The sequence below is a fragment of the Pseudomonas sp. NY8896 genome, from assembly GCF_039634505.1.
Genome location: NZ_CP132350.1, coordinates 4,302,271 through 4,314,316, shown reverse-complemented (window position 1 = coordinate 4,314,316; position 12,046 = coordinate 4,302,271). Strand labels below are relative to the sequence as shown.

The following is a 12,046-nucleotide window of genomic DNA, read 5'->3' as shown; positions in this document are numbered from 1 at the left end:
GATTCCCGCCAAGGAGCTGCCCATGGCCACCCCAAGCAAAGCATTCGTCATTGCCCACGACCCGCTGGTCGAAGCCGACAAGGCCCACTACATGCACGGCTACCATGTGTTCGATGAGCACCGCGCGCAAGGTGCGTTGAACATCGTCGCCGGCGAGGGCGCGTACATTCGTGACGCCCACGGCAACCGCTTCCTCGATGCCGTCGGCGGCATGTGGTGCACCAATATCGGCCTGGGCCGCGAGGAAATGGCCCTGGCCATCGCCGACCAGGTGCGCCAGCTGGCGTACTCCAACCCGTTCTCCGACATGGCCAACGACGTGGCCATCGAACTGTGCCAGAAGCTTGCGCAACTGGCGCCGGGCGACCTTAACCATGTGTTCCTCACCACCGGTGGCTCGACCGCTGTCGACACCGCCTACCGGCTGATCCAGTACTACCAGAACTGCCGTGGCAAGCCGCACAAGAAACACATCATCGCTCGCTACAACGCCTACCACGGCTCCACCACCCTGACCATGTCGATTGGCAACAAGGCCGCCGACCGGGTACCGGAGTTCGATTATCACCACGACCTGATCCACCACGTGTCCAACCCCAACCCGTACCGCGCGCCGGACGACATGGACGAGGCCGAGTTCCTCGACTACCTGGTGGCCGAGTTCGAAGACAAGATCCTGTCGCTGGGTGCCGACAACGTGGCGGCGTTCTTCGCCGAGCCGATCATGGGTTCGGGCGGGGTGATCATTCCGCCCGAGGGCTACTTCCTGCGCATGTGGCAACTGTGCCAGACCTACGACATCCTGTTCGTCGCCGATGAAGTGGTGACCTCGTTCGGACGCCTGGGCACCTTCTTCGCCAGTGAAGAACTGTTTGGCGTCACCCCCGACATCATCACCACCGCCAAGGGCCTGACCTCGGCCTACTTGCCGCTGGGCGCGTGCATCTTCTCCGAGCGTATCTGGGAGGTGATCGCCGAGCCGGGCAAGGGGCGCTGCTTCACTCATGGTTTCACCTACAGTGGTCACCCGGTGTGCTGCACGGCGGCGCTGAAGAACATCGAGATCATCGAGCGCGAGCAACTGCTCGATCACGTCAAGGACGTTGGCAGTTACCTGGAGCAGCGCCTGCAAAGCTTGCGCGAGCTGCCGCTGGTGGGAGATGTGCGCTGCATGAAGCTGATGGCCTGTGTCGAGTTCGTTGCCGACAAGGCCAGCAAGGCGCTGTTCCCGGACGAGGTGAACATCGGTGAGCGCATCCACAGCAAGGCCCAGGCCAAAGGGTTGCTGGTACGCCCGATCATGCACCTGAACGTGATGTCGCCACCGTTGATCATCACCCATGCGCAGGTGGACGAAATCGTCGAGACCCTGCGCCAGTGCATCATCGAAACAGCACGTGAATTGACTGCGCTTGGCCTGTACCAGGGCCGATGAACCTGGCGCAAAGGGCTGTGCGGGGGCGTGCCTGGCAAGCTAGACTGCCGGGCATGACCCAGGCCTCTCCCGACACCCCGCTTACCCTCACGATGGGCGCGCTGCAGCAATGGCACGCGGCGCTGCAGCGCGCGCTGGCGCAAAGCGAAACCCCCGATGCACTGGAATATGTGGCCGCTGCCATCGGCCAGCTGGTGCAGGTGGAGTCGATGATGATCAGCCTCGAGTGCCAGGGGCGCGCACCGCAGTTGCTCTATCAGCAAGGCATTCCCGAGCTGCACCGCGCCGCAGTGCTGGAGCGCTATTTCAGCGCAGGCTACCTGCTCGACCCGTTCTGCCTGGCCGTGCAAAGCGGGCTGGCCGAAGGCTTTTACCATTTGCAGGAAATCGCCCCCGACAACTTCTTCGACAGCGACTACTACAAGGCCTATTACCTGGGCACCGGTTGCAGTGAAGACAGCTACTACATCGTCGACCTCAGCGCAGGCCGCAAGCTGTCGCTGAGCCTGTTCCAGGGCTGCAGCGGCACGCGCCTGAGTGCCGGGCAAATCGACCTGTTGCGTGCGCTGGAACCGATGGTCCGCGAACTGCTGGGGCGCTATGCCAGGCACAACCTGGACCCCGAGCCTGCCTCAGCCGAGCGCGGCAGCCTGCAGGCGGCGTTCGACAGTTTTGGCTGCCAAGTGCTGACCGACCGTGAGCGAGAGGTGGCACACATGATCTTGCGTGGGCATTCGGTGAAGTCCACTGCGCTGGAACTGGGTATCTCCCCGGAGACCGTGCGCATGCACCGCAAGAACCTGTACCTGAAGCTGGAGATCAACTCGCAGTCGGAGCTGTTTGCACGGTTTATCGACTGGTTGCGACAGGGGACTGCGGTGGTAGTCGCTTGATGCCACCCTGTTAGCGTTTTTCACCAGAAATCGCCATTTGTTAACGTTTTCGTTGATCCGTTAGTCATTTCGTACTTGCGGCGTTAATGTTTTCGCGTAAATTCTTTGAGTAGATAGCGTTTTCGGGCAAAAGGTAAAGGATTCAGCAATGCAGGTAGGATTCAGGGCGTTGGCCGATCGATATGGCATCACGATGGTGCAGCCACTTCGTGTCGAATCGACGATCGGAACCACCCGGGTGAGCCGTGACAGCGACGGGCTGGTGAGCAATCAATACCCGCCAAGCTATCGGCCATCGGACAATTTTGCAGGGCATTTCGAATTCGGCCTCAAATACGAGGACATTCACCTCGAGTTCTTTGCGCGCTTGTTTGCTGCCGTGGGCCCTGAGCCGGTCGAGGCCTGGTGCAGGCAATCCCCTTTTGGCCAGTTTGCCCGCCGTACCGGTTTTTTCTACGAATGGCTCACAGGCACCCGACTGGATGTGCCGGATGTCGGCAATGGTGCCTACTGTGATGCCGTCGCCAGTCATAAATATTTGGTTCGTACCTCGCCACTGCGTGTGCGCCGCTGGCGGGTAAACGACAACTTGCCGGGTACGTCAGGTTTCTGCCCGGTGCTACGCCGTACCGAGGAGGTTCAAAATGCCTTGGCATTCGACCTGGCGGCTGCATTGGGTGAACTCGACCAGGCCTTCGGTGCCGACATTCTGCTGCGCAGCGCCAGCTGGTTGACCTTCAAGGAGTCGCGCGCCAGCTTTCTAATCGAGAAAGAAGCCGATCAAGCGGACAGGATCCAACGGTTTGCGCACGTGATTGCCAGGTATTGTGGCACTGTCGAAGAACCGCTGAGCGAGCGATCGCTGCACAAGTTGCAGGCCGGGATATTGGGGCACGAAGCACTTGGTCTGGGGTTGCGGCAGTCTCCTGTTTTTGTCGGGCAGGCGACCATGCGCGAAGACATCGTGCACTACATCGCGCCCCATTACGGCCAGGTCGCGGAGCTGATCGATGGGCTCAAGGCTTTCGAAGCAGCTACACGAGGTGCCGAGTCGTTAGCCAGGGCCGCCGTTTTGGCATTTGGTTTCGTGTACATCCACCCGATGCGTGATGGCAATGGCCGCATCCATCGTTTTCTCATCAATGACACCTTGATTCGCGACAAGGCCATGCCTGCCGGGGTCATCCTGCCGGTGTCCGCTACCATCACCAGTTCGATCGCGTTTCGTGTGGGATACGACCAGGTGCTGGAAGTATTTTCCAGGCCGTTCATGCAGCGCTATGGGGCGTCATATCGGTTTGGCAAAGCCACCACTTACACGGACGGCACCTCGAGCAACTTCATGTTCGATGAGTACGATGATGCGGCCGTCGCCTGGCGATACCCGGATTTGACCGCGCATGTGTTGTACACCGCGCGAGTCATCGAGCATACCGTGCGCAAGGAGATGGCCGATGAAGCGCGGGTGCTGGTGGTATTCCGGCGTGCCCAGGAGCACCTGAAGGACGTGCTGGAAATGCCCGATCCGGACGCCAGTCGCATTATCCGCTCACTCAAGGAAAACGGCTGGCAGGTTTCCGGCAAGTTGAAAAAGGCTTACCCGGAGCTGGAGGATGCCGCACGGGCCGAGCGCGTTGTGCACGCTGTGCGCTCGGCTTTTGACGACGTCCTGTAGGTTGCTTAGCGGGACGCCAGTCGAGCCTCGAGCGCAGCGATGTGCGCCTGTAGCCGCTCATGCTCCTGGCGCTCGGCGCCGATGTCTTCGAACACGCTGATCAGGTGCTCCGGCTCGCCATTGGCACGGCGCTGCAGCGAGGTGCGCGCGCGTACCCAGATGTACTCGCCGCTCTTGTGGCGCACACGCTTTTCCACCTCGTAACGCTCGGTTTCGCCGGCCAGCATGCGCTGCAGCAACTGCAGGTTCTGGGCCAGGTCGTCGGGGTGGGTGATCTGCTGGAAGGTCATGCCATACAGCTCGTCGGCACGGTAGCCCAGAAGCTCGCACAGGCTGTTGTTGACCCGCTGCCAGGTGCCGTCCGGGTCGATGTAGGCGAGGGCGCCCCAGGCCAGCTCGAAGATCGCCCGAAAGCGCTCCTCGCTTTGGCTCAGCGCCTGCTGGGCGACCTGGCGTTCGGTGTTGTCCATGCTGATGCCGACCATTTTCACCGAGCGGCCGGCGCTGTCACGCACGACCGTGGCGCGGGAAGAAATCCAGCGCACTTCACCGTCCGGGCGGGTGATGCGGAAGTCGCATTCGCAGCCACTGCCGTCGGCCACCGCGTCGGCGTACATCCCCTGCATGCGCTGCACGTCTTCGTCGGGCAGGTGCCTCCAGAAGTCTTCGTTGTGGTGGACCGGCCAGCCATAGACCTGCTCGACGTTGGGCGAGTAGGTAACTTCGTCGCTGATCAGGTTCCATTCCCAGGTGACGATGCGCGCGCCTTCCTGGGCCAGCTTCATGCGTGTTTCGCTTTCCATGATCTCGGCGGTCAGGCGCCGGCGCAGGTCGGTCATGGGCAGCTCGACCACCTGTGGTTGCTGGATGTTCTGCAGTGCCTCGTCGCCATAGCGCAGCCAGATCCAGTTGACCTTGAGAAAGTCGGCCAGCTTGCGCAGGTTGTCGTAGTCGATCTCGCCGCCACGGGTCCATTTGTGCACGGCGGTGCGCGAAATACCCAAGGCCGTGCCCACGGCTTGCAGGGTCAGCTTGTGATGCTCGAGCAGTTCCTTGAGGCGGAAGGCGAAGCTGTTTTCCAACATCGGCAGGGTGTCCTGATCTGGGCCAAGAGCCTGCCAGTATACGCAACTTGTCAACTTTGGGTTGACGGCCCTGGGCGATTTGCAACTCCTTGTAGGAGTGGCCTTGTGTCGCGATGGGCCGCACAGCGGCCCCGGCAATTGTGTGCCAGGGCAAAGATCCTGGGGCCGCTGTGCGGCCCATCGCGACACAAGGCCGTTCCTACAGGGACCGCATTTGTCAGAGATCAAGCACAAGCCGCGCCGTACGGGCGCGCGAGACGCACAGCATAATGCTCTGCTGCGCGGCTTTTTCTTCGTCGCTCAGGTACTGGTCGTAATGCTCGGCTTCACCTTCAAGAATGGCCGTCTCGCACGTACCGCACACGCCTTCGCGGCACAGGCACTCGACCTTGGCGGCCTTGGACTTCTCGATGGCCTGCAGAATGGTCATGCCTTCTTCCACTTGCAACTCCACACCCGACTGCGCCAACACCACGGTAAAGGCACTGCCGGTGACCGGGGTGGCGGCGAACTGTTCCCAATGCACGCGCTGTTCGGCGATGCCGGCTTGGGCTGCGCAGGCGATGACCGCATCGATTAGCGGTTTGGGGCCGCAGACGTACAGGTGCGCTTGCGCGTCCAGCCCCGCGCACAAGGCGGCCAGGTCAAGCTTGCGGTCGAGGCTGTCGATGTAGAATTGCGTGTTGGCAGCGTGCGGGCCGTTGGCCAACTGGTCCTGGAACGCACCGTGCTCTGGAGCACGGAAGGCATAGTGCAGCTCGTAGTCGGTGCTGCCGCCTTCCAGCTCGTGCAATTGCGCCAGGAACGGGGTGATGCCGATGCCGCCGGCAATCAGCACGTGACGGCCAGCCGAAGGGTCGAGGGCGAACAAGTTGTTGGGCGAGGAGATGGTCAGGCGAGTGCCGACCTCCACCTGCTGGTGCATGAACGCCGAGCCGCCTTTGGACTGCTCTTCCAGGCGCACGCCGATCTGGTAGCTGCGGGTGTCGCGCGGGTCGCTCATCAGCGAGTAGGCGTTGCTGAACTGGCTGCCGTCGGCGCCTTGCATCTGCACGATGACATGGCTGCCGCCGGTGAAGGCGGGCATCGCCGCGCCGTCTTCGCGGGCCAGGGTAAAGCGCTTGATCAGCGGCGTGGCTTGTTCCACGTCGGTTACGCGGACGCTGAACATTTCATAAGTGTTGGCCATGGTTCACCTCGACTGCCTGGGCGCGCGGCAGGCCCTGCCGCGCACCTTTACGTGCAAAAAAACGTGGAGCGGTTGCCATCAATCGTCGAGGTGGGCCACGGCGATCAGGTTGTGGAAGTGGGCAATGCCGTGCTCGCTCATACCGCTGCGTTCGCGGTCGGCCATGATGCGGCCCTGGCCACGGTAGCCTCGCGACTTGAGGCCCTTCTGCACGCTTTCGACCAGGCGCAGGTCTTCTGGGCGGAACACTTCGCGGTACCAGTCGATCAGCTTCTGCTGTTCCTCGGTGATGTCCTTGTTGAGGAAGTAGATGTCGTAGTGTTGCAGGGTGGTTTCGGCATCGACCGGGAACTCGTAGATCACGGTCATGAAGTTGGCCCCTGGCGGCACGTTGAACATGGTGCACGGCCAGGCCCAGAAGCCGGCGAACGACGGGTCCTTCACGTTTTCGTCGAACTTGAACGACTGTTCCGAAGGCTTGGCCAGGCCATATTGCAGGGTCCAGTTACCGTGCATGGTGTGGCTGTACTGGCCGACGTCGACCGAGTCGGAGAAGCCTGGGTGCGCCGGGGCGCAGTGGTAGCACTCGAGGTAGTTGTCGACGATCGACTTCCAGTTGGCAGGGGTGTCGCTGACGAAGCGTGCTGCCAGGTGCAGGTCGTCGATCACCGCGCAGGCTTCGCGCATGCGCGTTTGCAGGCCTGGCAACTGGTCTTCGACAGAGCCTGCGTCCATGTCCATGTTGATGAAGATGAAGCCGGCATATTCCTCTACGCGCAGCTGCACCAGGGTGGAGTTCTCTTTGTCGAAGTTCACCACGTTGTCGCAGTTGCGGGCGTGGGCCAGTTCGCCGTCGAGCTTGAAGGTCCAGGCGTGGTATGGGCAGGTGATGACGTTCTTGGCTTTGCCGCTGCCGCTGAGCAACTGGTGGCCACGGTGCGGGCAGACGTTGTAGAACGCACGCAGCACGCTGTCACGGCCGCGCACGACGATGATGCTTTCGCCAATTACTTCGCGGGTGATGTAGGCATTGTTGTCTGCCACTTCGCTGCGGTGGCCCACGCAGATCCAGCTGCGGGCGAAGATGGCTTCTTTCTCGTGTTCGAACACTGCGGCCTTGGTGTAGAAATTGGCCGGGATGGTGAAGGCCTCGTCGGCGTTTGCGCAGAAATCGGCGGGCAGGCGTTTGAAGTCGTTCATGACAGGTTTCTCACAAGCTCGGTTTTTAGTTGTTGGTTAACGCGTATCTGTTGGTTAACAGATCAGGCAAAAAAAATTGCAACCCTTCAAAGGGGCCGCAGTGCGGCCCCTTTTGATTTCATCAATGCACGGCAGCAGCGCTGCGCGGTGCATGCTCGGCAGGTTGTTCACCGGCCATCCGTGCAGCCTCTTCTTCGATGATGTGGGCCGGTACCTGGCCGTAGTCAGCGACCATCCACTTGAGGAAGCCGTAGATCTTCACCAGCAGAATCACCATGAACGGGATTGCGGTCAGCACCACGGCAGTCTTCATGGTCGACAGCGAAGCCTTGGCGAACAGCATGGCCAACGGCACCAGGGTCAATACCACACACCAGAACAGGCGGTGGGTCGGTGTCGGGTCGTCACCTTCACGCAGGTTGCGAGTGCTGGTGGCTGCCACCGCGTAGGCTGCGGCATCCATGTGCGAAGCGCAGAAGATGGCCATGATGAACAGGTACACGCCAAGGAACACTTGGCCCCACGGCAACGCCAGCAGCAGGTGGGTTACAGCCGACTCACCGCCTTGCTCGGCCAGCATCTTCGGTACGTCCACCGCGCCGGTGATGAACTGGTGCATGCTGTAGCTTTCCAGTGCGCCGAAGAAGAACCAGCAACCGAAGCTGCCGCCTAGCAGCAGGGCCAGGACCACTTCCTTGATCTGCCGGCCGCGCGAAACGCGGGTGACGAACATTGCTACGCCCGGGGCGTACGACACCCACCACAGCCAGTAGAACACCGTCCAGTTGCGGGTGAAGGCACCGTCGCCGGCCGGGTCGGTGAACAGGCTCATGTGCACGTAGTTCTGGATCATCAGGCCAATCGAGTTGGCGGTGTTGTTGAGGGTGAACTGAGTTGGGCCGACCAGCAGGACGACAGCGGCAAACACCAGCGCGCCGATGCACACCATCTTGCTCAGGCGCTGCAGGCCGCCATCGATGCCGATGTAGGAGCTGAGCGAGAACATCACCGCCACGCCGCCGATCACCATCAATTGCACGGTGAAGGTATCCGGGGTGCCGGTCAGGTCATGCAGGCCGCGCGTCAGGGTAGAGGCAGTGAGGGCCAGCGACACGGTCAGGGCGCCCATCATGGTCAACAGGAAGATCAGGTCGACAGTACGGCCTACTGGCCCGGTGGCCTTGAAACCCGTCACCGCTTCGATAATCGACGCCAGGTTCAGGCCGCTCTTCTTGCGGACATGGAAGTGGTAGGCCATGGCCAGCGAAGCCAAGGCGTAGATCGACCAGGCGCTGATGCCCCAGTGGAAGAACGAGTAGCCCACGCTGTACTCCAGCGCCTTGGGGGTGGCGGCGGCGATGTTCAGGCCTGGGGTCTGATAGTAGTAGGCCCATTCCATCACGCCCCAGTACAGGGTCGAGGACCCCATGCCGGCACAGATGAACATGAACACCCAGGTGGCGGTGGCGTATTCAGGCTTGCCACTGCCCAGGCGGATGTTGCCGTATTTGCTGAAAGCCAGGTACAGCACCGCCAGGGTACTGGCGAACACCAGCACCTGCACGCTGGTACCGAAGGTGCGGGTGGACAGCTCGAACAACTGGTTGGCGGCGCTTTCAGCCTGGGCGGGGAAGGCTGCAAGGCCGATCACGGTGAGCAGCACGGCAATCAGGCTCACGGTAATCAGGAACACATCAATCTTTTTATTCTTGTGCGACATCATCGTCTCCTGGGACGTTGGCGTACTTGTCATACCCGGCAGGCATCCGGGGTGTAGCGGTACAACTCCTTTCGTGGTTGTTAACCTTTAGTTTACTAATATCTAATGGTTAACAGATTCTGCATACAATCTGCGCCGCTAGCAAGAGGCAAGGGGCCGATTGTCAGACACTTCTGACAATCGGCCCCTGTGCGTCAGGCTTCGACCAGCGCGGTGATGGCCTGGCCCACTTGCTGGGTGGACTGCTGGCCACCCATGTCGCGGGTGACATCACCGGCGGCGATGACCTGCTCGATGGCCTTGAGGATGTCGTCGTGGGCGGCGCGGTAGCGTGGGTCGGCGCCGTCGTTGCCAAGGAAGTCGAGCATCAGCGCACCCGACCAGATCATCGCGATCGGGTTGGCGATGTTCTTGCCGTAGATGTCCGGTGCCGAGCCATGCACGGGTTCGAACAGCGACGGGAATTTGCGCTCGGGGTTGAGGTTGGCCGATGGCGCGATGCCGATGGTGCCGGCGCAGGCCGGGCCGAGGTCGGAGAGGATGTCGCCGAACAGGTTCGAAGCCACCACCACGTCAAAGCGGTCCGGCTGCAGCACGAAGCGCGCGCAGAGGATATCGATATGCTGTTTGTCCCAGCTGATTTCCGGATAATTGGCAGCCATCGCAGCGGTGCGCTCGTCCCAGTACGGCATGCTCACGGCCATGCCGTTCGACTTGGTGGCCGAGGTGACGTGCTTGCGCTCGCGGGTCTGGGCCACGTCGAAGGCGTACTTGAGAATGCGGTCGACGCCGCGACGGGTGAACACCGATTCCTGCAGCACGAACTCGTTTTCGGTGCCTTCGAACATGCGCCCACCCAGCGACGAATATTCGCCCTCGGTGTTCTCGCGGATGACCACGAAGTCGATGTCACCTGGTTCACGACCTGCCAGCGGGCAAGGCACGCCAGGGAACAGGCGCACTGGGCGGATGTTCACGTATTGGTCGAAGTCTCGGCGGAACTTGAGCAGCGAACCCCACAGCGAGATGTGGTCCGGCACCTTGTCTGGCCAGCCCACAGCACCGAAGTACAGGGCATCGAAGCCCTTGAGCTGTTCGAACCAGTCGTCCGGCATCATCTTGCCGTGGGCCAGGTAATAGTCGCAGCTGGCCCACTCGAAGAACTCGAAGCTGATGTCCAGGCCATGCTTGCGCGCAGCGGCCTCGACTACACGAATGCCTTCAGGCAGTACTTCGTTGCCGATGCCATCGCCGGGGATTGCCGCAATTCTGAAAGGCTTGCTCATGGGGTGCACTCGTTATCCAGGGAACAGGTGCTGGTTATGCTATAAGGGCTTTATCCGGAGATAATCTGGCCAATCATGGATTCTTGGAACACGATACGTGAATAATCTGCCCAGCCTCGACGACCTCAATATCTTCCTTCAGGTGGCCAAGCGCGCCAGCTTTGCCGCCGTCGCGGACGAGCTGGGCATGTCGGCGGCGTACATCAGCAAGCGCATCCGCATGCTTGAGCAAACCCTGGAAGTGCGCCTGCTGCACCGTACCACCCGGCGGGTGACGGTGAGCGAGGAGGGTGAGCGGGTGTATCAGTGGGCGCTGCAGATATTCGATGCGGTGCAGCGCATGGGCGATGACATCAGTGCCCAGCACCGTGAGCCGGCCGGGCAATTGCGCATTGCCAGCAGCCTTGGCCTGGGCCGCCGCTTCGTGGCGCCGGCCTTGTCGGAGCTGGCCGAGCGTTACCCGCGCCTGGACATTCGCCTGGACGTGCACGACCGGCTGGTGGACCTGATTGCCGAAGGCGTCGACCTGGACATCCGCGTGGGCAACGCCATTGCGCCCAACCTGATCGCCAAGCCGCTGGCGCGTAACCGCCGGGTACTGTGCGCCGCGCCGGCTTACCTGGCCCGGCGCGGTACGCCCAAGGTGCTGGGCGAACTGGCCAGCCATGACTGCCTGGTGATCAAGGAACGTGATCACCCGTTTGGCGTGTGGCAGTTGATGGGGCCGGACGGTGAGGAAGGCGTGCGGGTCACCGGCGGCTTGTCGACCAACCATGGCGAAGTGGCGCACCAGTGGTGCCTGGACGGGCGCGGGATCTTGCTGCGCTCGTGGTGGGATGTGCACGACAGCCTGCAGGATGGGCGCCTGGTCCAGGTGCTGGAGGACTATCACCAGCCAGCGGATATCTGGGCGGTGTACACCTCACCATTGGCCAGTTCGGCCAAGGTGCGGGTGGCGGTGGACTTTTTCCGGCAGTACTTTGCCGAGCGGTATAGCTTGCCAGAGTAGACACTGGCCCTGACGCGCGCTTTGTATAGGAGCGGCCTTCAGGGTACGGGTACACGCGAAACCGCTTTCACTTCGCGCAACGCCAGGCTGGACTGGATCGAGGCAATCCCCGGCTGCCGGCGCAACACTTCTTCCACAAACCGCCCATAACTCTCCAGGTCGGTCGCCAGTACGGTCAGCACATAGTCGGCCTCACCGGTCACCTTGTGGCAGGACAGCACCTGCGGCAGCTTCAGAATCACCTGCTCGAACTCGTCCGGCGCATTGGCCGAGTGGTTGCCAAAGCGCACCTGGGCAAATGCCATCACGTCGTACCCCAATTTCCTGCGGTCGAGGTTGGCCTGGTAATCCTTGATGATGCCCAGCTCTTCCAGCCTTTTGCGCCGACGCCAGCAGGGTGTCACGGTCATCGACAGGCGTTCGCCCAGTGCCGCGCTCGAAAGGGTGCCGTCCGCCTGCAACAGGCGCAGCAGCTCGCGATCGGTCTCGTCCAATTCTTCGATAGCAAAAGCTTTGCTCATGGCTTGGTGGTCCTGTGAATACTTTGCTAAAGA

General features: G+C 61.5%; 10 protein-coding genes. 4 read left to right on the top strand and 6 right to left on the bottom strand.

The features are described 5' to 3' along the window. Positions 1-22: 22 nt before the first annotated feature. From Q9451_RS19245 to Q9451_RS19235, 3 genes are all read left to right on the top strand, one after another. Positions 23-1,435: an aminotransferase gene (locus Q9451_RS19245; protein ID WP_012271839.1), complete on the top strand. Its 1,413-nt coding sequence runs from the start codon at positions 23-25 to the stop codon at positions 1,433-1,435. Then, positions 1,432-2,328, top strand: coding sequence for a LuxR C-terminal-related transcriptional regulator (locus tag Q9451_RS19240; RefSeq protein ID WP_012271840.1), 897 nt, complete (start codon positions 1,432-1,434; stop codon positions 2,326-2,328). Before Q9451_RS19245 ends, Q9451_RS19240 begins: the two co-directional genes overlap by 4 nt. A 148-nt stretch (positions 2,329-2,476) precedes the next feature. Next, the gene (locus tag Q9451_RS19235; protein WP_012271841.1) at positions 2,477-4,003 is read left to right on the top strand and encodes a Fic family protein; all 1,527 of its coding nucleotides are present in this window, start codon (positions 2,477-2,479) and stop codon (positions 4,001-4,003) included. A gap of 5 nt (positions 4,004-4,008) precedes the next feature. Here the strand turns inward: Q9451_RS19235 and Q9451_RS19230 are convergent, their stop codons facing one another. The 5 genes from Q9451_RS19230 to Q9451_RS19210 form a co-directional block, all read right to left on the bottom strand. Further along, positions 4,009-5,088, bottom strand: a complete 1,080-nt coding sequence (locus Q9451_RS19230; RefSeq protein WP_012271842.1) for a helix-turn-helix transcriptional regulator — start codon at positions 5,086-5,088, stop codon at positions 4,009-4,011. Between the two features lie 217 nt (positions 5,089-5,305). Then, positions 5,306-6,277 carry a PDR/VanB family oxidoreductase gene (locus tag Q9451_RS19225; protein WP_012271843.1) on the bottom strand — a complete coding sequence of 324 codons (972 nt, stop codon included), beginning with the start codon at positions 6,275-6,277 and terminating at the stop codon, positions 5,306-5,308. A 78-nt stretch (positions 6,278-6,355) separates the two neighbouring features. Beyond that, the gene (locus Q9451_RS19220) at positions 6,356-7,477 is read right to left on the bottom strand and encodes a ring-hydroxylating oxygenase subunit alpha (protein WP_012271844.1); all 1,122 of its coding nucleotides are present in this window, start codon (positions 7,475-7,477) and stop codon (positions 6,356-6,358) included. Positions 7,478-7,598: 121 nt separating this feature from the next. Continuing rightward, positions 7,599-9,197 carry a BCCT family transporter gene (locus Q9451_RS19215; protein ID WP_012271845.1) on the bottom strand — a complete coding sequence of 533 codons (1,599 nt, stop codon included), beginning with the start codon at positions 9,195-9,197 and terminating at the stop codon, positions 7,599-7,601. A gap of 194 nt (positions 9,198-9,391) precedes the next feature. Continuing rightward, entirely contained in the window at positions 9,392-10,483 is a 1,092-nt protein-coding gene (locus Q9451_RS19210) for a tartrate dehydrogenase (RefSeq protein ID WP_012271846.1), read from the bottom strand. Between the two features lie 97 nt (positions 10,484-10,580). Here Q9451_RS19210 and Q9451_RS19205 point away from each other — a divergent pair, with 97 nt between their 5' ends. Further along, positions 10,581-11,492 carry a LysR substrate-binding domain-containing protein gene (locus Q9451_RS19205; RefSeq protein WP_012271847.1) on the top strand — a complete coding sequence of 304 codons (912 nt, stop codon included), beginning with the start codon at positions 10,581-10,583 and terminating at the stop codon, positions 11,490-11,492. Positions 11,493-11,530: 38 nt separating this feature from the next. Here Q9451_RS19205 and Q9451_RS19200 read toward each other — a convergent pair whose 3' ends face one another. Further along, positions 11,531-12,013, bottom strand: a complete 483-nt coding sequence (locus tag Q9451_RS19200) for an Lrp/AsnC family transcriptional regulator (RefSeq protein ID WP_012271848.1) — start codon at positions 12,011-12,013, stop codon at positions 11,531-11,533. Positions 12,014-12,046: the final 33 nt, after the last annotated feature.

Bases quoted from the DNA above. Each gene is read 5' to 3' on its own strand.
- Q9451_RS19245 (WP_012271839.1), top strand. From the start codon at position 23: ATGGCCACCCCAAGCAAAGCATTCGTCATTGCCCACGACCCGCTGGTC.
- Q9451_RS19240 (WP_012271840.1), top strand. From the start codon at position 1,432: ATGAACCTGGCGCAAAGGGCTGTGCGGGGGCGTGCCTGGCAAGCTAGA.
- Q9451_RS19210 (WP_012271846.1), bottom strand. From the start codon at position 10,483: ATGAGCAAGCCTTTCAGAATTGCGGCAATCCCCGGCGATGGCATCGGC.
- Q9451_RS19220 (WP_012271844.1), bottom strand. From the start codon at position 7,477: ATGAACGACTTCAAACGCCTGCCCGCCGATTTCTGCGCAAACGCCGAC.
- Q9451_RS19225 (WP_012271843.1), bottom strand. From the start codon at position 6,277: ATGGCCAACACTTATGAAATGTTCAGCGTCCGCGTAACCGACGTGGAA.
- Q9451_RS19200 (WP_012271848.1), bottom strand. From the start codon at position 12,013: ATGAGCAAAGCTTTTGCTATCGAAGAATTGGACGAGACCGATCGCGAG.
- Q9451_RS19230 (WP_012271842.1), bottom strand. From the start codon at position 5,088: ATGTTGGAAAACAGCTTCGCCTTCCGCCTCAAGGAACTGCTCGAGCAT.
- Q9451_RS19215 (WP_012271845.1), bottom strand. From the start codon at position 9,197: ATGTCGCACAAGAATAAAAAGATTGATGTGTTCCTGATTACCGTGAGC.
- Q9451_RS19235 (WP_012271841.1), top strand. From the start codon at position 2,477: ATGCAGGTAGGATTCAGGGCGTTGGCCGATCGATATGGCATCACGATG.